The organism is Pelobacter seleniigenes DSM 18267 (assembly GCF_000711225.1).
GTDB lineage: Bacteria > Desulfobacterota > Desulfuromonadia > Desulfuromonadales > Geopsychrobacteraceae > Seleniibacterium > Seleniibacterium seleniigenes.
Map to the genome: position 1 here is coordinate 840,093 of NZ_JOMG01000002.1, position 17,691 is coordinate 857,783.

Below are 17,691 nucleotides of genomic sequence, written 5' to 3' on the forward strand. Positions count from 1 at the left end.
ATTAGCCCGCTGTGCGCAGCGCATTGATGCTGCGTTTCATCCGGGTTCTCAATTTACTGAGAGCCTGGCTGTGAAGCTGGGAAATACGCCCCTCGGACAGCTCAAGGACCTCGGAGACCTCCTTCTGCGACAGCTCTTCGTAGTAGAGAAGGGCAATCACCAGCCGCTCTTTTTCCGAGAGTTGTTCCAGGTACCCGGCCAGCTCATGGGTGAGTTCATTGGCCTCCATGCGCTCTTGAACGCTTTCCTGGCTGGTATCCTCGATATTGTCGATAAAGGATTTGCCGTTCTCCTCGTTTTCGTCCAGGTTTTCATTGAGGCTGACGTAACCGAGTTGGCTGACCTGAAACTGCAGCTCATGAAATTCGTCCAGAGACAGTTCCAGTGCCACGGCCAGTTCTTCATCGTCTGGCGCACGGCCCAGTTTTTTGCCCAGAGCTTCGGTGGTTTTCGTCAGCCGCGATTGTTTTTCCCGCAGGGAACGCGAAAACCAGTCCATCCGCCGCACTTCGTCGAAAACCGATCCCCGGATCCGCCGCTCGGCAAAGGTCTTGAACAGCACCCCGCGCCTTGGATCAAAGCGGTTTGCGGCATCCATCAGGCCCATGAGCGCGGCACTGCGGATATCGTCGCGACTGACAAAGGAGGGAACCTGGGTCATCATCCTGTCGACCAGAAAATCAACCAATGACAAATGGTTCTCAATCATCTTTTCCCTTTCCGCCGGCCCCGGCGGACCGTAGCTGTTACTGTAGGTCATCAGCTTGCCTCCGAACCGACTCCGAGAAACTGTTTCCAGAAAAACTGCAGCGTGCCCTGAGCCTGGTTGTCGGCCGGGATCTCCAGCAGCGTTTCCGCCAATTCAACAAAAGACTTTGCCACTTTATGCTCGGGATAAAGATCAACCATGACCTGTTGCTGGCGCACAGAATCATGCATTTTTTTGTCGTAGGGGATGCAGCCGAGGTAATCGAGGAAAATATCCAGGTAGCGTCCCGACACCATGGTCAGTTTTTCAAAGACGTCCAGCCCTTCGTCAGGGTTGCGCACCGAATTGACCGCCAGCAGAAAGCGTTTCTGATGGTATTGGGTGGAGAGCAGCTTCATCAGCGCATAGGCATCGGTAATCGCCGTCGGCTCCGGCGTGGTCACGACCAGGATATCCTGGGCAGCGACATTGAAATAGGTCACGTTGTCGGAAATACCGGCCTCGGTATCGATCAGCACGACATCGAACTGTTCGTCCAGAGCATCCAGGGATTCGATCAGGCGCATCTTCAACTGCGAATCGAGGCGGGTATATTGTTGCACCCCCGATCCCGCCGGCAGGATCTTCAGTCCATGCGGACCTTCGACCATGACTTCGCGCAGGGTCCGTTCGCCGCTGAAGAAATGATTCAAGTTGTAGGTTGGCGACAGACCGAGAACGACATCGATATTCGCCAGGCCAAGGTCGGCATCGATAATCAGGACCTTTTTCCCCTGTTTGGCCAAGGCAACGGCCACATTGGAGACCACCGCCGTTTTGCCAACACCGCCCTTGCCGCTGGTAATGGACAGGACGCGGGTCTGCGGCATCCGCAACTCCGCGACTGTTTTGTCTAGTTGCCCGTGCATCGTGCGCAGGGTTCCAGCCTGATCCATGGCTCCGCTCGTCATACTGCCATCCTCCGTGATTCAGTTTCATGTCCCATGACCAGTTCGGCCACTTTCTGCGCTTCAGCCAGCATGATATCTTCTGGCACTTTCTGACCGTTGGTCAGGTAGGCCAGCGGCAGGTTGCTGCTGGTCGGCAGGTTGATCAATGCCCCGCAGCGATCCGTTTCATCCAGCTTGGTAAAGATAAGACGACTCAGCGGCAATTTGCTGAACGCTTGCAAGGTCCGCTGCTGCAACCGCTCGTCAGTGGTCGCGGCCAGGACCAGGCAGTTTTCAACCCCTGCCCCCTGGCCGAGAAATTCATTCAGCTCTTCAATCCGCAGCTGATCCTGGGGACTGCGTCCGGCGGTATCGACCAGAATCAGGTCCTTGTCGCGATGACGCCGGAAAGCCTCCTGCAATTGCTCCGGAGAGAGCACCACCTCGACCGGCAGGCCCATGATGTCGCCATAGACCTTCAACTGCTCGACAGCAGCGATCCGGTAGGTGTCGATGGTCACCAGAGCCACCCGGGCACCGCACTGGATGGCTTCGGCAGCCAGTTTGGCGATGGTAGTGGTCTTGCCGACCCCGGTCGCGCCAATCAGGGAAACTCTTTTTTGCGGTTGTCCCGGCTGCCACAACGGACCGGTGGTTTGGACCAGTCCGGCCACGGTTGCGGTGAGAAATTCCCGGCAGGCGCCAGCATCCTGGCGTTGCCGGGTGTTCAACTGGGGTGCGGCGAAACGAGCGATGGTGGCGGCAGCCTCGGAATCGATCCCCCGCTCGGTCAGCATCCGGATCAGCTCCTCCAGGGTTTGCTCGCCGGCGGTCTTAAATCTGGCAACCGGAGCGGCTGGCGAAGCATGACGCAGCGGTACCTCCACCCGTTCCTCGACAGCGGGTTGAGCGGGCTGGGGCACGGGTTCAACCGGCACCGGTCGCGCGGCCTGGGCAAATTGCTGCATCAGCTGCTTCAGTTCATTAATCTCCTGCTGCAGCTGGCCGACATCCTGAGCTTCCAACTGCGCCCGCAGCTGGCGAACTTCGGCTTCCAGCGGATTTTCGGTAACCTCGACTTTTTGACTGCGACTGATGGCCTGACGGGATAATGACACCGCTTCGTCCTCCAGTGTTTCCACCCGTTGGCTGTAAGCGGCGGGAAGCCGGCCGAAGCTGGAAACCGGAGCCCCGCTGTCGGGGACGGCCTGACGCAGGTTCGACTTCATGGACGGAGACTCGATCGCCGCGGTCACTTCGATCATCTGCCGCCCGAGGACGCCAAGGCCTTTTCTGCCGATGGTCCGAGTGGACAGGATCAGCGCTTCAGCGCCGAGGGTTTCCTTCACCTGCTTGAGGGCCGCTGCCATATTTTCCGCTTCAAATTTTTTAACCAACATCGACAGTCACCGTTCCTATCGACCGCACTTTCAGATGAGGCGCGATCTCGTTGTGAGAGATAATTGCCAGTCCCGGCAGGTAGCGTTCAGTCAACCTTTTGACATGGAGTCGGATTGTTGGCGTACAGAGCAGCACCGGGGTTGCCCCGGCAACCTTCTGGATCGCCTTGTTCAAGCTGGCGATCAAGCCTTGGGCAAAGCCGGGATCAAGGGCCAGGTAAGTCCCTTGATCAGTGCTGTGCAGCGCTTCCTGGATCCTGGTTTCCACTTTTCGGTCAAAGGTCATCACTTCAAGTACCTGTCCGTCATCGCTGTAACTGTTGCTGATCGAACGGGCCATCACGGCACGCACATGTTCGGTCAGTTGATCTGGGTCATGCACAACTGGTGCCCAATCTGCCAAAGTTTCTAAAATAGTTCTAAGATCGCGGATAGAAACATTCTCCCGCAGCAGATTTTGCAGTACCCGCATGATCACCCCGAGGCTGAGCAGGTTCGGCACCAGCTCTTCCACCAGCTTGGGATAGTCCTTGGCGATATTGTCGAGCAGGTTCTGGGTTTCCTGGCGGCCGAGCAGCTCGTGACCGTGCCGTTTGATCAACTCGCTCAAATGGGTGGCCACCACAGTGGTATTGTCGACCACGGTATAGCCGGAAATTTGGGCGCGCTCTTTCTTATCCTCCGAAATCCACACCGCCGGCAGGTTGAAGGCGGGTTCGACGGTCTCCACCCCTTTGATGGTCTCGGTGGCGGTGCCCGGATTCATGGCCAGATAATGGCCGGGTAGCAATTCGCCGCCACCGATCCGCACCCCTTTGAGAACAATGGCGTATTCGTTGGGTTTGAGCTGCAGGTTATCCTTGATATGCACCGGCGGCACGATGAAGCCAAAATCGAGGGCGAACTGTTTGCGGATCGATTTAATGCGCGGCAGCAGTTCGCCATTCTGGGCGGTATCGACCAACGGAATCAGCCCGTAACCGACCTCCATCTCCAGCAGATCGACGCTGAGCATCTTTTCGTAGTTTTCCTCTTCGATCTGCTTGGGCGGCGGTGCCGTATCAACCTCCAGCTGCTTTTGCTCAACCTGTTGCCGCGACTTCTGCACCTGCCAGGCAATCCCGCCAAGGATCAGAGAGAGCATGAAGAACGGCAGCTGCGGCAGGCCGGGGATCAGCGCAAAGCCGAGGAGAATGCCCGCCACCACCCAGATAGCACGCGGATGGACCGTAAACTGGCGCTTCATTTCCGTACCGAAATCCTCGTCCCCGGCGGTCCTGGTGACCATGATGCCGGCACCGGTGGAAATGATCAGCGCGGGAATCTGCCCGACCAGACCGTCACCGACAGTCAGGATGGTGTAGTTGGCGGCGGCCTCGGCCATGGGCATGCCTTTCTGCATGACCCCGATGACAAAACCCGCGCCGATATTGATCAGGGTGATAATGATGCCGGCGATGGCATCCCCCTTGACGAACTTGCTGGCCCCGTCCATGGCACCGAAGAAATCGGATTCCGAGGACACCTCCTTGCGCCGGGCGCGAGCCTCCTCATCGTTGATCAGACCGGCGTTGAGGTCGGCGTCGATAGCCATCTGCTTGCCGGGCATGGCGTCCAGGGTAAAGCGCGCCGCCACCTCGGCAACCCGGCCGGCACCCTTGGTGATAACCATGAAGTTGATGACCACCAGGATAACGAAAATAACAATCCCGACCACGTAATTGCCGCCGACCACGAACTGACCGAAGGCCTGGATGACATTCCCCGCGGCCGAGGGCCCCTCATCGCCATGGAGCAGGATCAGGCGGGTGGACGCCACGTTGAGAGACAGCCGAAACAGAGTGGTAATCAGCAGGATACTGGGAAAGATCGCAAAATCGAGCGCGCGCGTGGTATAGAGGGCGATGATCAGGATCAGCAACCCGATGGTGATGTTCATGGACAGGAAAAGGTCCAGCAGCATCGGCGGAACCGGCAGAATCATCAGCATCAGGATCAAGACCAGTCCCAGCGCCACCAGAATATCACTGCGCAGCAGCGCTTCCTTCCACCGGTTGTTGATTACGCCATCAAGTGTCGCCATAAATTTTATCCTCAAGTCTGAATTCTGACGGGCTTGTCAAGTTTTTGGCACGGCGTTGAGCTGCAAAAAACACCTAAACAATCCCTATATTTTCAATAAGTTATTATTTCTTCAAGCTGTACACATAGGCCAAAATCTCGGCCACGGCGGTAAACATGCCCTCAGGAATTTCCTCGCCCACTTCCTGCTGGTACAAAGCTCGTGCCACCGGCTTGTTTTCGACGATGGGAACCTTGTTTTCGCGGGCGATTTCGCGGATGCGAAACGCCAGATGATCAGCTCCCTTGGCGACAATCGTCGGTGCGTTCATCTCCTCACGCCGATAAGACAGGGCGATGGAGAGGTGGGTCGGGTTGGTGACGATGACATCGGCCTTGGGGACCTCGGCCATCATCCGCCGCCGCGCCATCTGCGCCTGCAAAGAGCGAATCCGCGATTTGATCTGCGGGTTCCCCTCGGTATCTTTGTATTCTTCCTTGATCTCCTGCTTGGTCATCTTCATCTTCTCTTCCATCTCAAACTTGGTAAAACCGTAATCGATGACCGCCAGCACAATGATGATGCCGCAGGTCTTGCCCATCACCAGAAAGGCGACCTGGGCCAGAAACAACAGCGTCTGCTCAAGGTCGACCAAGGGCAGATTCAAGGACTTGTCGAATTCGGCGGCAACGGTCTTGTAAGCAACAAGACCGATCAGGGAGACTTTGGCCAGGGATTTGACCAGTTCAATCGCGGACCGCTTGGAGATGAACTTGGACATCCCGGCGATCGGATTGAACTTGTTCAGATCGGGCATGAAGACTTTGGTGGAAAAGAGCGGCCCGACCTGCAAAAAGGACGCAAAGAAGCCGATCACCAGGGTCATCAGAAAGACCGGCCAGAGCACCTTGGCCATGACCAGCCCCATGTCCCAGCCCAGGTGCATCACAGCTGCCGCGGTCAGCTCCATGCTGCCGAAAGAGCCGAGCAGCTGCAGATAGAGCTGCTCGAGATCACGCCAGAAAAAACGCGCATAGAACACCCAGAGCAGCAGCGAAGAAGTGAGCAGGGCGGCTGTGGCGACTTCCTTACTCTGGGCAACCTGGCCTTTTTCGCGAAAATCCTGGCGACGCTTCTCCGTCGCCTGTTCGGTACGTTCCTGTCCTGATTCTTCCGCCATCCTGCGCTCCCGGCACCTGTTCCGCTCTGATCCGTGCGTCCCTGGGGAAACAACGGCCGGTGGTGACAGTTTTTTGTCACGGCACCGTTAAAAAAATCACATCAGGCTGAACAGACGCAAGAACCGTTCCGAAAGCGTAAAAAATTCGTGTTGCAGGAGATTGGCCACGATCCCGAGGGTCAACCCCATGACAATAAAGGAGATACCGATGTTGAGGGGATAAGAGAGCAGGAAGACGTTGAGCTGGGGAAAGACCCGCGCCATGACGCCGAGGGTCAGGTTGGACAGAATCAGCAGGACCAGGATCGGTGCCACCAGACGAATGCTGAGGATCAGGGAATGATTGGCCACTTCGACAATCATCGGGATGGCGCCGCCGGACAGGGTCAGGCTGCCTGGTGGGAGCATTTCGAAGGAGGAGACGATCGCTTCCAGAAAGAGGTGGTGAATGTCCAGGGAAAGAAACAGCAGTATGGCAAAGATGCCTTGAAAGCGGGAGATCAGCGCCACCTGGGACTGGGTCGTCGGATCAAAGAGATTGGCGGCGGCAAAGCCCATCTGATAGCCGATCACCGAACCGGCGAACTCGGCGGCCATGAACACCAGTTGCGCCAAAAACCCGACCAGCAGGCCGAGGATGACCTCACCGCCCAGCCACATGGCCAGTTCGAACGGCGCCAGGCTTGCGGCCGGAATGAACCCCTTCACCACCGGGTAGGTCAATAACGAAAACAGAAAGGCAAAGCTGACCCGGACCTGAGCCGGCAGCTGCGAACCGTTGAACACCGGGATGGCCGCAAACATTGCGGCAATACGGGAGAAACAGATCAGGAATCCCTGAATCAGCGGCACGGAGAGTTGTGGCAACTCCATAAATCAACGTTCCGTCAACGGCCGACGTTGGGCAGCTGGTTGAAGATTTCGATGATGAATAAGGACGCTTTCTGCAGAATCCAGGGGGCAAAAATCAGCAGGGTGACGAAAACGCCGACGATTTTAGGGATAAAGGTCATGGTCTGTTCGTTGATCTGGGTTGCGGCCTGAAAAATACTGATGATCAGGCCGACCACCAAGGCCACGATCAGCATCGGGGCCGCACACATCAAGGTGGTTTCAATCGCCTGCCTGGCGATACCGACAACATATTCCGGGGTCATAAGCTCTCTCACTGTTAAAATTTTGACAGCCGCTGGCGCCGGCTGCCCGTCACCCGTCCGCGCTCCCTGCAGGGGCGGACGCTCAGCCGAAGCTCTTCACCAGGGAGCCGATGACCAGTGACCAGCCGTCCACCAACACAAACAGCAGGATCTTAAACGGCAAGGAAATAATGATCGGCGGCAGCATCATCATCCCCATGGCCATGAGGATCGAGGCAACGATCATATCGATCATCAAAAACGGGACAAACAGCAGAAATCCCATCTGGAAAGCCCGCTTCAGCTCCGACAGGACAAAAGCCGGGATCAGGGTCAACAGGGAAATGTCATCCTGATTTTCCGGTTGCGGCGCTTTGGAGATATCGACCAGCAGCTGCAGGTCCTTTTCGCCGACTTGGGAGAACATGAACTGGCGCATCGGCTTCAATGCCTCGGTCAGCGCCTGATCCTGGGTGATCTGCTGGTTCAGGTAAGGCTGCAGGGCCTGCTCGTTAATCTGATTGAACACCGGCGCCATGATGAAAAAAGTCAGGAACAGGGACAGACCGACCACAATCTGATTGGATGGCGCCTGTTGGGTCCCCAAGGCTTGGCGAACAAACGAAAGGACGATGACGATGCGGGTAAAGCCGGTGGTCATTAACAGAATGGCCGGAGCCACCGAAAGGATGGTCAGCACCATCAGGATCTGCAGCGCCGTTGACACCTCGCCCGGTTCCGTGGCTTCACCGACGCCCAAAGTAATGGTCGGCAAGCCCTGCGCGTAGGCCGTCAGCGGCAGCAGCAACAGAACCAGCAGGCAAAGGGTTTTGACCTTCATGACTGCTCCTCACTGGCTTGCTGCAGGCTGTCTGCAAAGCTATCGGCGGCAGGAGTCAGTTTGCTCAGGCATTCGATCCGATCGTTGCTGAGCCCCAACAGCAATTCCTCATTACGCACCCTGACGATACAGAGGAATTTGCGCCCGCCCAGCGGACGGGTTTCAATCACCTTGATCAAGCCACCCTTTTTCTGCGGCAAAAACGCATAGCCTTTTTTAGTGGCCGCATAGAAGAGCAGCAGAATCCCGATGATCACCGCCAGCGCCGCAACCATTTTCAGCGCCGACCCGAGCAGACTCGGTTCGGCGATCGGATCCGCCGCCCAGGCCGGCGTGGCAATCAAAAGCAGGGGGAGAATGGCAAAACGCATGATCAGCCCAGCTTTTCAATCCGTTCGGACGGGCTGACAACATCGGTCAGCCGCAAGCCGAACTTGTCGTTGACAACAACCGCCTCGCCTCTGGCGATCAGCCGCCCGTTGACATACAGGTCGAGGGGCTCTCCGGCCAGCTTGTCGAGCTCGACCAGCGATCCTTCCTGCAACTGCAGCAGATCGCGAACCAGAATCCGCGAACGGCCGACTTCGACGGCCACTTCCAGGGGGATATCCAGCAGCAGATCGATTCCCCGCCCTTCCAGCCCTTTGTCAGCCGGTTCGGGTTGCCTACTGTTTTGTTTCACGTCACTCATCACCTATCCTCCGTGGGAAATCCGCTCCAATACGCGGACCGCTTTTTTGCCATCCTGGACCCCGGCCACGCCGAAAAATTTCGGCCGCTGCTCAACCATGATTTTCAGCGGGGTTTCCGGTTTGCAGCCGAGTTCGATCACATCACCGACCTCAAAATTGAGAATATCCCTGACCCGCAACGACACCGTCGCCAGCAACGCCTGGACCTCGACCTCCATCTGTTCAAGCTCGGTACAAACCAGCGCCTGCCATTTGCTATTCTGCAATGCACTGGTCGGGACGGCTTTGAGCTGTTGCAGCTTCTGCAGCGGCTCCAGGGCTGAATGGGGCACCACCAGGGTGACCGAGCCTTCCAGATTATCGATGGCCACCTTGAACCGGGCCGCAACCACACCAACCTCGGCCGCCACGAAGTTCAGCAGACGCAGGTTGCTGACCACTTCGACCAGAGAGGATTCGACATCCATGACCTGCTTGAAACCTTTATTGATTTCCGGGCAGGCCGCGTTAATGACGTCGCGGATGACATTGAGTTCGATGGGACTCATGCCGCGATTCGGGATAACCATATGGACATCGGCGCTGCCGCCCAGCACCATTTCCACCATCGAAAACGAAATCTGTTCGTCGAACACCAACAGCGCGCCGCCGGTCAGAGGCTCCAGTTGCATGATCCCGATCGCTCCCCGCCCGGACAGGCGCTGTAGCAAGGTATCGAAGACCATCGATTCCATGGCCTCAAGCTTGACATGGGCAGCCCGCTGAAAACGGGTTGACAGAGACAGGGCATAGTTACGCGCAAAGCTGTCCAGAATCAGATCGTAATTCTTCAGCTTCCAGCTTTCCGGGCCATCGGCTTTGAACAGGTTGCAGCTCCTCGCCTTGCGAATCCTGTTCTCTTGCGCCGGTTGGGCGGACTCCGCGCCGGTCTCCTCGATGTCGATCTCACCATGTCTGACCGCGGAGAGGAGGTCGGCAATTTCTTCTTTACTGAGGATCTTTTCCACAGCCAGCCCCTATTGGACGACAAAGTCCGTAAAATAGATACGCTTGACCTTCCCTTTGACCAGAATGCTGTTCAATTTGTTGATCAATTCAGCCCGCAGCTGAATTTTTCCCTGCAGGTCGCTGAGTTCACTGAATGTTTTGTTGCCGACCAGCAGCAAAATCGCGTCCTTGATCTGCGGCATACGCTGATTCAGCTCCTGTGCGGCGGCATCACTGTCAACCTCGATGGTGATGGCGGCTTTCAGGTAGCGGCTCTCCTCATCATCCAGAATATTGACGATAAAGCTGTCGATATTGACCATCGGGCCGACCTGTTTTCCCTGGGTCGCTGCGGCGGCCTGCTCCGCTTCTGGGGTTTTGCTATCATCCCCTTTCAAAAACAGAAAGCCACCAATGCCTGCACCGATCAGCAGGACCAGGACCACGGCGATGATGATGATCAGCTTGGTCTTTGATCCGCCACTGCCTTCTGGTTGTTTTGTCGGTTCCTTTGCCATCGATTGTTCCTTCCTTTACTCCGCTGCTGACAGCGCAGAATTACAGATTTGAAATTTCAGCGTTGCAATACCCTGCCGACAGTCACCTGTCAGAATGGGGCCTGATCATTGGCATCGATCAGGTAGGGCAGCTCCTGGTTCGGATCGCCCTGGTTTTCCAGGACAAATTCCACCCGCCGGTTTAGCGCTCTTTCCCGGTCGCTGTTATTGGGAAACAGAGGCTTTTGCGAGCCATAGCCGGTTGCCGAGAGCCGGTTTAACGGCAGCAACTGCTGGGTCGCAAAAAACCGCAGCACCGCAACCGCCCGGTTGACCGACAGTTCCCAGTTGGCCATCTCCGAACCGCGGTTATCGGTATGCCCTTCGATTTTCATATTCAGCGGTAACGGCCTGACCAGCTCTGCCACTTTCCGCAGGATCGGATCCGCCGCAGGGTCCAGCCGACTCGATCCGGACGCGAACAGGACGGCTTCATCGACGCGCAGAACCACGGCGCCACGATCCTTGACCAGTTCGATCTTCTTGTTCAGCTTCAACTCATTGATCTTGGTCTTGATGCGTCGATAGACCCGCGAAGTGAAATCATCGTCGATGGGCGCATAGGAGACCACCCGCGGCGGCGCTGCTTCGGTCTTTCTGCTACTGGCCAACACCCCGAAAGCACCCGCCAGGGAATCGCTGGCCTTGTCGAACTTGACCTGATCCATATTCGCCATCGACAGCATCAGCACAAAGAAAGTCAGCAGCAGGGTCACCATATCACTGAAGGTGACCATCCACATAGGTGCTCCTGGCGCTTCCTTTTTCTGTTTCCTCGCCATGCTCGCGACTCCCTAGCCGAAGTTGCTCTGGCGCTCTTTAGGCGCGACAAAGGCATGCAGGCGCTGTTCCATCAGGCGCGGATTTTCCCCCTCGAGAATCGCTTTCATCCCTTCGGTGACCAGCGTCTTGTTCAAGACTTCGCTGGCGGAACGGATCTTCAGTTTTCCGGAAATCGGGCTGGCAATAACATTAGCGATGACCGCGCCGTAAAAGGTCGTCAACAGCGCCACCGCCATAGCCGGACCGATGGACGAAGGGTCACTCATATTTTGCAGCATCTGCACCAGCCCGATCAGAGTACCGATCATCCCCATCGCCGGGGAATAGGTGGCAATGGTCGCAAAGATCTCCGCCCCCTTGTCATGCCGATCCATGACGTACTCGATCTCCTTTTCCAGCATCTCTTTCAGCGCGTCCGGCTCCTGACCGTCCACGGCCATCTGCAGCCCTTTGAGAAAAAATTCATCGTCGATATCATTCATCACCGACTGCAGCGAGAGAATCCCCTCTTTGCGCGCCTTACCGGCGTAGGTGATCAATTTTTCAATGGTTTCGACGGGCGACTGCGATTTATGAAAGAACGCTTTGCGAGCGACATTGAAAGCCCCCATCAGGTCGCCGAAAGGAAAATGCACCAGTACGGTACCGATGGTTCCACCGACGACGATGGTGACGGAAGGTATATCGATGAAAATCATCAGGGAGCTGCCCTGCATGATGGCGGAAACCATCAAACCAAAGGCGGCAAGTAGACCGATTACTGTTGCGATATCCATAAACGTCCTCTATCCCATGAAATCCTTGTTCCGGTGAAGGGAGACAATAACAAAATCTTGACGGCAATTCATAGAATTAACACCGCTAAATGTGATAAGCAGATTACATGCCAGTTCAATAAAAAGCTCCAATAAAATGAGCCGTCCGCTATTTTAAAGGTCGATGGCAGCCAAACCGGGACTGTCCCCGCACGGGGGCTGTCCCAGGTCTTTGCGGTGCTAACCGCGACAGTTTCATGGCTCGCAAACTCTTGGGACAGCCCCCGATGGCCCTCCCGAGTTTACTGCAAAGTCGCTTTAACCAGCTCCATTCGGGACAATCCGCGGTCGGTCATTTTTTCGACACACGAATAGAGCATACTTCCCGGCGCAAAAAGAAAGCCGTTCGGAATCAACCGAGCGGCTTTCTTAAAAGTCATGATTTTGACTCTCCCGGATTACCGTTTGAGATTGATAACCTCGGAGAGCATTTCATCCGTTGTCGTGATGGTTTTGGAGTTGGCGGAAAAACCGCGCTGGGTGGTAATCATTTTGACAAACTCCTGAGCCAGGTCGACGTTGGACAGTTCCAGCGCGTTAGTGAAGATGTTACCGACCCCGGAACCAACCGTACCGATAACCGGAACCCCGGACCCGGTACTCTGGGCATACATATTATTCCCCGCCTTGTCCAGGGCATTCGGGTTGGTGAACTTGGCCAGGGCGATCCGCATCAGTTTGCGCGGAGTGCCGTTGGAAAAGTTACCGATGACATTGCCGGCTTCGTCAACACTCAGCTTGACCAGGGTGCCGGTCCCGAAGCCATCCTGCTCCTGAGACACAACCACTGAAGGGCTGGAGTACTGGCTGGTCTGCATGTCGATGGAAATCTGTTGGTTCTGGACGGCGCCGTTGTTCCAGGTGAAGGACCCGGCAGTGGTCAACGCAGTCGGCCGGGGAATTACGGCATCGCTGCTGGTATCGCCCGGGATGGTATAGAGGTCTTGGCCGTCAACCCGGATCAGGTCGCCGCTGGCATCGAATTCAAGGCTCCCGCTGCCGACGATGGACAGTTCTCCGGCCGTACCGCCGGTCAGATCACCGCCATCGACCACGGAGTGCCATTCCCAGTTCTGATCCGAGGTCTTGGTAAAATAGGTGGTCATCAGGTGGGTACTGCCGAGGCTGTCGTACACCTGGATAGAGGTCGCGTAGTTCGAGGTCCCGGAAGGGTTGAGGGGATCAAATGCTTCGGTCGCCGGAGCCACGATGGGGATGGCGTTGGAGTCCGAATCGAGGTTGGTGTTCAGATCCAGACTGGAGGTCGGTCCGGCCTGGGTAAAGGACTGGGTGTTGGCCCAGATCGGCGTCAAATCCCCCACCGTGTTCCCGTTTTCATCCAGCTGATACCCCATGACATTGTAACCTTCGGGATTAATCATGTAGCCGTCGGCATTAAAACGGAACGCTCCGGCCCGGGTATAGTTGTTGACGGCGTTGCCGGTGGTGGGATCACTGACAATGAAAAAGCCCGCGCCTTCAACGGCGAGATCGGTATTGGTCTCGGTATTGTCAAAGGTGCCCTGGCTAAAAATATTATCGACGATGGACATGCCGACCCCGCGGCCGACCTGGGAAATACCGCCTGACCCCGAAATCTGACTGGAAAGCAGATCGCCGAAGATCGCCCGGCTCGATTTGAAGCCGATGGTATTGGCATTGGCAATGTTATTACCGATAACGCTCATCGCATTACCGTTGGCATTGAGGCCACTGACGCCACTGTACAGAGAACTGGAAACTCCCATGGTAAAACTCCTTTCGTAAGCCGCGTCAATCGGTCGGCGGCTTGCGAACCTCCTCAAAGAGGACCGGTTCGGTTAAGCAATCACTGCGCTGTCAATATTGGTAAAAACGTTATTCTTCAACTGGCTTTTATCGACCACTGTCACCACTGTTTCGTTTTTGACGCTCACCACCAACGCGGTATCGTCGAGCATGACCAACGATTCACGCCCCCCTTTGTTATTGACCTGGGAGACCGCTGACTCGAGCCGTTGCAGCTGATCCGGCGAAAACTGGATCCCGCGGCTTTGCATCCGTTCGCTGGCATGACGGGAAAACTTGACGCTCCCCTGATCGATGCGGTTCTGCAGCAGCTGGTCAAAACTGCCGGATGTGCCACTATTGTGTTGTCTGCCGCGTGCTGTCGGAGTCCGGGGCGTCCCGATCGGCTGCGGGAAAATGGTGATGTGCTCACTCATAGGCTGGCTCCGGCTTTTTCCACCTTTGCCATGGCAAAGATTCCGGCGCTGGTTTCCAGCTGCGTACTGCTGCTGCCCAGGTCAACCGCGGTCACCGTCCCTTTCACAAGCGGTGCTGAGTCAACCAGGGCCTCATCCTTATCGACCGCCCGCACAACCAGGGTGTAGTTGCCAGGTTCAAGGGGCAAGCCCAGGTCGCTGGTCCCATCCCATTCGAGGAAATGATCTCCGGCGTCGGTCTCGGTTGTGTTGATGGTGGCCAGGGTCGAACCATTTTCATTGAGGACATAAAGCTTGATGTCCTCAGCCGGCAGTTCGGTCCGATAACCGAGTTGCAGGGGCTCACCCTCAAACCGGAATTGATCAGTCTGGGCGATGACCTCCTGACCGACCAGACCCAGCGCCGACATGCGCTGCATTTCGGTACTCATGGTGTTGAGCCCTTCCAGGCTCTTATTGGCATTGCTCAGTTGTTCAAGCTGACTGAACTGGGCCAGTTGCGAAGTAAATTCGGTCGGATCGGACGGGTTCATCGGATCCTGATTTTGCAGCTGGGCAACCAGAAGCTTGAGAAAATCATCCTTGCCCATGGCTACATCATCGGTCGATGCCGAAGATAGTGCGCTGGAGTAGCCGCTATTGATTCCGCTGATCGCTGACATTCGTTACGCCACCTCCTTTCTCGAAGTTTTCAAACGTGCAGGCTGATGCCACCGCCGCCGTTCTGCAGCAGATGAACCAGAGGAATGCTGTCCTCTTCAGGGGCCTCCTGGTAAAATCTGCCGTGCTGCTGATGGGACTGCCCAAACTGCTGCTGTTGCCTTGACAGGTTATCGTACTGCCCCTGCTGACCGCCTTGCTCGACACTCACCTGGAACTGCTCGACCTTCAGCCCCTGTTCGGCCAGGGCATTGCGCAGTTGCGGCAGGTGCCGCTCCAACACTTCCCGGACCTGTTGGCTCTGGGCATGGATATTGGCGCTGATTTTGTCCCCCTCGATCGCCAGATCCAGTTTAAGTGAACCGAGTTCCGCCGGTTGTAACCTCAGCACCATACGGCCGGATTCGCCGTTGACGCTGCCTGACAGATGGCTGACCACCTGGTCAAAAATCTGACTTTCCGCGACCTGCTGCCCGCTGGGCAACTGGAGGACCGGATTTTGCGGCATGGCTTTGGCCGTATCCGGGCCGGCAACGGGTCCCTGCCCCGGTTGAGCATGATGGGCCTGGGGGGAAAGCCCGTCCAGAACATGTTTTTCACCCTGTTCCGTCATCTGGCTCAAATGACTGGCAGGGGCTTTTTGCTGGCCATGTTCCACCACCAGACCTTCCGTTGCGGTCGCAGCGCGTTGTTCTCCATGAGTCTCTTGAGCCTGCTGCAACTGTGTGCTGGCAGCCTGATTGGCCGGTGCCGACGCGGCTGTCCGATGAGTCGGTTTGCCCTGGGAAACACGCTGTTCGGCGCGCGGATTGAGCAGCCCGGCGAACCGCGGGTCAAGCTCCTCGGCTGTTTTGGCATTATTCCCTGCGCCATCCTCGGCAGCATTGGCCGTGGCGACGCCTTCAGTGGCAACCGGTTCGGTCTGGTTCTGTGCTTTGACCGCATCAATAACCTGCTGGAGAATCTGCCGGGCCTGTGCCAGAGTTTCAGCTTTCCCGCCCGGTTGTTCCTGGGCTGCGGTCGCTTCCGGCGCGGTCGCTACCTGAACCGACGTCGCGGTCACTTCAGCCGGCACAGCAACCAGCTGGTTTTCGATCCCGCTGAGCAGTTGTGTCAACAAGTGATCCTTGTCTTCACTCTTCTTCAGTTCTTCAAGCTGATCGGCCAGGGCGGACAAATCGATTCCGGCCAGGACCTCCTCACCATGAAGATCGGTGGAATCGAGTTGCTGCACCAGATCGGTCAGCAGGCTGTCGAGTTGCTCCCGGGTATCGGCATCGGTAGCGTCCCCCTGCTTGGACATCACCTTCATCAGCTTGACCAGGGTCTGCTGGATCTGCTGCATGGCTTCTTCTGCCGAAGCGGCCTCCGCCGGCTGGTCAGCTATCGCTGCGGCGGTTTGCTCGTCGTTCTTTCCAGTGACCTCGTCCTGCTTGGCAGCGGCATCTTTTCCGGCAGTTTTTTCCCGGCAGTGGTCCGGTGCGGCGGATTTCTGTTCTGCCCTTGCCGACTGCCCCTCTGTATCCCGGCTCTTCGTCCGGTCGGGCTTGTCCGCTGTGCCTGCGCCGTCTTTGCTGCGCGTCTGACGCGCTACGGCCGGGTCTTGCTCCGGCTGCTGTTTTTCATTGAAAATCCGATCGAAAGCCTCGTCATTTTTGCTGGAGCTGCGTTTGGCTGCCGGCAAATCGGGCGTTGCGGTCATCCGTTCGATTCTTGCTGTGTCCTGCATCTCTCTCACCCCCTTTCGACATTTGGCAGACCGTTCTCACTGACCGGTCGTGTCCCCCACCGGTATTTCGGTGAAAGCCTTGCTCAGCTGGGTGGCGGTTTGCGAATCAAGATTGTCGAGAATCTTCCCGGCGGTCTTTTTCTTGATCCCGAGGAGAATATCGACGGCCAGTTGCTGGTCCAGACCCTTGATCAGGACGGCTGCTTTCTGGGGAGCCATCTTTTCGTAAATCAGGCTCAATTCGCCGATTCGTTCGCCTTCCGCCTCTTGCTTACGATCCAAAAGTTTCGTCAGTTCATCCCGTAACTTCTGCATCGCTGCGAGCTTCTTATCGACCTCGCTGGCAAGAGTCTTTAGCTGCATTTCCCGGCTGTCGATTTCGGCCTTTTTTTCTGCCAGCTTGGTATATTCATCTTCGATAGAGACCAGAATCCGCCGCTCTTCAACCGACGAAATCGGCTTGTTGCCGACCAGATCAGCCGGGGCTGTCGAGGTTGCCGGAGCAGCATGAAGCAGCGGTGCTGGCAACAACAGGGCCAGCAATAACAGACCAGCGCTGGTTTTCATGAGCCTTCTCCTTTAAGCCGGAGGCTGATTTCATCGAGCATCTCCCGTTCCTTGCGGTCCAGTTCATGCCGGTATTCGGCCTCCTGTTTTTCTTTCAGTTTTTCCATCACCTGCCGCTCGCGAGCTGTTTTGAGCAAAGTGTTGCGCTCCTCCGTTATACGCCGATCAAGGACCAGCAGCTTTTGCTGCAACTGCTGAATCTGCTGGCGACAGTGCTGAATGCCGGCTTCGAACAGCTCCATTTCGGCCACGGTCATCCCCTCCTGCTGGCGAACCCGCAATTGGGCATCGTGGTTCTGCAGCCGCTGACGAAATTCTTCGATCTTCTTCAGCATCCCGGCCTGTTCCTGCAGGCTCAGGCTGAGCACTTGTTGGGCCTGGTTTTCCAATAACTGGCGATAATTCAGGACCGCCTGCAATTTAAATTTCCCGGCCATGGG

The 17,691-nt window shown here is 56.6% G+C and carries 21 protein-coding genes; all 21 read right to left on the minus strand.

The features are described 5' to 3' along the window. Position 1: 1 nt before the first annotated feature. The 21 genes from N909_RS0106520 to fliJ all read right to left on the minus strand — a co-directional run bounded on the left by N909_RS0106520 (position 2) and on the right by fliJ (position 17,688). The gene (locus N909_RS0106520; protein WP_029913174.1) at positions 2-760 is read right to left on the minus strand and encodes a FliA/WhiG family RNA polymerase sigma factor; all 759 of its coding nucleotides are present in this window, start codon (positions 758-760) and stop codon (positions 2-4) included. Continuing rightward, entirely contained in the window at positions 760-1,659 is a 900-nt protein-coding gene (locus tag N909_RS0106525; protein WP_029913177.1) for a MinD/ParA family protein, read from the minus strand. Before N909_RS0106525 ends, N909_RS0106520 begins: the two co-directional genes overlap by 1 nt. Continuing rightward, on the minus strand, positions 1,656-3,038 hold the full coding sequence (gene flhF / locus N909_RS23710; RefSeq protein ID WP_051689579.1) for a flagellar biosynthesis GTPase FlhF: 1,383 nt from the start codon (positions 3,036-3,038) through the stop codon (positions 1,656-1,658). Before flhF ends, N909_RS0106525 begins: the two co-directional genes overlap by 4 nt. Continuing rightward, positions 3,028-5,121, minus strand: a complete 2,094-nt coding sequence (gene flhA / locus N909_RS0106535; protein ID WP_029913184.1) for a flagellar biosynthesis protein FlhA — start codon at positions 5,119-5,121, stop codon at positions 3,028-3,030. Before flhA ends, flhF begins: the two co-directional genes overlap by 11 nt. Before the next feature lie 103 nt (positions 5,122-5,224). After that, on the minus strand, positions 5,225-6,280 hold the full coding sequence (gene flhB / locus N909_RS0106540; RefSeq protein ID WP_029913186.1) for a flagellar biosynthesis protein FlhB: 1,056 nt from the start codon (positions 6,278-6,280) through the stop codon (positions 5,225-5,227). 96 nt (positions 6,281-6,376) lie between these two features. Continuing rightward, positions 6,377-7,153, minus strand: a complete 777-nt coding sequence (gene fliR / locus N909_RS0106545; RefSeq protein ID WP_029913188.1) for a flagellar biosynthetic protein FliR — start codon at positions 7,151-7,153, stop codon at positions 6,377-6,379. A 14-nt stretch (positions 7,154-7,167) separates the two neighbouring features. After that, on the minus strand, positions 7,168-7,437 hold the full coding sequence (gene fliQ / locus N909_RS0106550; protein ID WP_029913191.1) for a flagellar biosynthesis protein FliQ: 270 nt from the start codon (positions 7,435-7,437) through the stop codon (positions 7,168-7,170). An 82-nt stretch (positions 7,438-7,519) separates the two neighbouring features. After that, positions 7,520-8,257, minus strand: coding sequence for a flagellar type III secretion system pore protein FliP (gene fliP, locus N909_RS0106555; RefSeq protein WP_029913193.1), 738 nt, complete (start codon positions 8,255-8,257; stop codon positions 7,520-7,522). Beyond that, entirely contained in the window at positions 8,254-8,628 is a 375-nt protein-coding gene (locus N909_RS0106560) for a FliO/MopB family protein (RefSeq protein ID WP_029913195.1), read from the minus strand. Before N909_RS0106560 ends, fliP begins: the two co-directional genes overlap by 4 nt. Positions 8,629-8,630: 2 nt before the next feature. Beyond that, positions 8,631-8,948, minus strand: coding sequence for a flagellar motor switch protein FliN (gene fliN, locus N909_RS0106565; RefSeq protein ID WP_029913197.1), 318 nt, complete (start codon positions 8,946-8,948; stop codon positions 8,631-8,633). Between the two features lie 3 nt (positions 8,949-8,951). Then, a complete protein-coding gene (locus tag N909_RS0106570) occupies positions 8,952-9,956 on the minus strand; it encodes a flagellar motor switch protein FliM (RefSeq protein WP_029913200.1) in 1,005 nt (334 codons plus the stop codon). Positions 9,957-9,965: 9 nt separating this feature from the next. Next, on the minus strand, positions 9,966-10,454 hold the full coding sequence (locus N909_RS0106575; protein WP_029913201.1) for a flagellar basal body-associated FliL family protein: 489 nt from the start codon (positions 10,452-10,454) through the stop codon (positions 9,966-9,968). Between the two features lie 89 nt (positions 10,455-10,543). Further along, positions 10,544-11,275, minus strand: a complete 732-nt coding sequence (locus tag N909_RS0106580) for an OmpA family protein (RefSeq protein ID WP_029913204.1) — start codon at positions 11,273-11,275, stop codon at positions 10,544-10,546. A gap of 12 nt (positions 11,276-11,287) precedes the next feature. Continuing rightward, positions 11,288-12,052 carry a motility protein A gene (locus N909_RS0106585; RefSeq protein WP_029913206.1) on the minus strand — a complete coding sequence of 255 codons (765 nt, stop codon included), beginning with the start codon at positions 12,050-12,052 and terminating at the stop codon, positions 11,288-11,290. A gap of 281 nt (positions 12,053-12,333) precedes the next feature. Further along, complete coding sequence (locus tag N909_RS25600) at positions 12,334-12,471, minus strand: hypothetical protein (protein ID WP_155005883.1); 138 nt, start codon at positions 12,469-12,471, stop codon at positions 12,334-12,336. An 18-nt stretch (positions 12,472-12,489) separates the two neighbouring features. Continuing rightward, positions 12,490-13,839, minus strand: coding sequence for a flagellar hook protein FlgE (locus N909_RS0106595; RefSeq protein ID WP_029913209.1), 1,350 nt, complete (start codon positions 13,837-13,839; stop codon positions 12,490-12,492). 72 nt (positions 13,840-13,911) lie between these two features. After that, positions 13,912-14,295 (minus strand): TIGR02530 family flagellar biosynthesis protein, encoded by a 384-nt coding sequence (locus N909_RS0106600; protein WP_029913211.1) that lies wholly within the window; start codon positions 14,293-14,295, stop codon positions 13,912-13,914. Then, the gene (locus tag N909_RS0106605) at positions 14,292-14,957 is read right to left on the minus strand and encodes a flagellar hook assembly protein FlgD (RefSeq protein WP_029913214.1); all 666 of its coding nucleotides are present in this window, start codon (positions 14,955-14,957) and stop codon (positions 14,292-14,294) included. Before N909_RS0106605 ends, N909_RS0106600 begins: the two co-directional genes overlap by 4 nt. A 29-nt stretch (positions 14,958-14,986) precedes the next feature. Continuing rightward, positions 14,987-16,684 carry a flagellar hook-length control protein FliK gene (locus N909_RS0106610; protein WP_029913218.1) on the minus strand — a complete coding sequence of 566 codons (1,698 nt, stop codon included), beginning with the start codon at positions 16,682-16,684 and terminating at the stop codon, positions 14,987-14,989. 36 nt (positions 16,685-16,720) lie between these two features. Further along, positions 16,721-17,251: a MotE family protein gene (locus N909_RS0106615; RefSeq protein WP_029913221.1), complete on the minus strand. Its 531-nt coding sequence runs from the start codon at positions 17,249-17,251 to the stop codon at positions 16,721-16,723. Continuing rightward, positions 17,248-17,688: a flagellar export protein FliJ gene (fliJ, locus tag N909_RS0106620; protein ID WP_029913224.1), complete on the minus strand. Its 441-nt coding sequence runs from the start codon at positions 17,686-17,688 to the stop codon at positions 17,248-17,250. Before fliJ ends, N909_RS0106615 begins: the two co-directional genes overlap by 4 nt. Between the last annotated feature and the right edge of the window lie 3 nt (positions 17,689-17,691).

Coding starts and splice junctions, on each gene's coding strand:
- N909_RS0106580 (WP_029913204.1), bottom strand. CDS start 11,275: ATGGCGAGGAAACAGAAAAAGGAAGCGCCAGGAGCACCTATGTGGATG.
- fliJ (WP_029913224.1), bottom strand. CDS start 17,688: ATGGCCGGGAAATTTAAATTGCAGGCGGTCCTGAATTATCGCCAGTTA.
- N909_RS0106595 (WP_029913209.1), bottom strand. CDS start 13,839: ATGGGAGTTTCCAGTTCTCTGTACAGTGGCGTCAGTGGCCTCAATGCC.
- N909_RS0106575 (WP_029913201.1), bottom strand. CDS start 10,454: ATGGCAAAGGAACCGACAAAACAACCAGAAGGCAGTGGCGGATCAAAG.
- flhF (WP_051689579.1), bottom strand. CDS start 3,038: ATGTTGGTTAAAAAATTTGAAGCGGAAAATATGGCAGCGGCCCTCAAG.
- fliQ (WP_029913191.1), bottom strand. CDS start 7,437: ATGACCCCGGAATATGTTGTCGGTATCGCCAGGCAGGCGATTGAAACC.
- fliN (WP_029913197.1), bottom strand. CDS start 8,948: ATGAGTGACGTGAAACAAAACAGTAGGCAACCCGAACCGGCTGACAAA.
- N909_RS0106585 (WP_029913206.1), bottom strand. CDS start 12,052: ATGGATATCGCAACAGTAATCGGTCTACTTGCCGCCTTTGGTTTGATG.
- flhA (WP_029913184.1), bottom strand. CDS start 5,121: ATGGCGACACTTGATGGCGTAATCAACAACCGGTGGAAGGAAGCGCTG.
- fliP (WP_029913193.1), bottom strand. CDS start 8,257: ATGAAGGTCAAAACCCTTTGCCTGCTGGTTCTGTTGCTGCTGCCGCTG.
- N909_RS25600 (WP_155005883.1), bottom strand. CDS start 12,471: ATGACTTTTAAGAAAGCCGCTCGGTTGATTCCGAACGGCTTTCTTTTT.
- N909_RS0106520 (WP_029913174.1), bottom strand. CDS start 760: ATGACCTACAGTAACAGCTACGGTCCGCCGGGGCCGGCGGAAAGGGAA.
- N909_RS0106600 (WP_029913211.1), bottom strand. CDS start 14,295: ATGAGTGAGCACATCACCATTTTCCCGCAGCCGATCGGGACGCCCCGG.
- N909_RS0106605 (WP_029913214.1), bottom strand. CDS start 14,957: ATGTCAGCGATCAGCGGAATCAATAGCGGCTACTCCAGCGCACTATCT.
- N909_RS0106615 (WP_029913221.1), bottom strand. CDS start 17,251: ATGAAAACCAGCGCTGGTCTGTTATTGCTGGCCCTGTTGTTGCCAGCA.
- fliR (WP_029913188.1), bottom strand. CDS start 7,153: ATGGAGTTGCCACAACTCTCCGTGCCGCTGATTCAGGGATTCCTGATC.
- N909_RS0106610 (WP_029913218.1), bottom strand. CDS start 16,684: ATGCAGGACACAGCAAGAATCGAACGGATGACCGCAACGCCCGATTTG.
- N909_RS0106560 (WP_029913195.1), bottom strand. CDS start 8,628: ATGCGTTTTGCCATTCTCCCCCTGCTTTTGATTGCCACGCCGGCCTGG.
- N909_RS0106525 (WP_029913177.1), bottom strand. CDS start 1,659: ATGACGAGCGGAGCCATGGATCAGGCTGGAACCCTGCGCACGATGCAC.
- flhB (WP_029913186.1), bottom strand. CDS start 6,280: ATGGCGGAAGAATCAGGACAGGAACGTACCGAACAGGCGACGGAGAAG.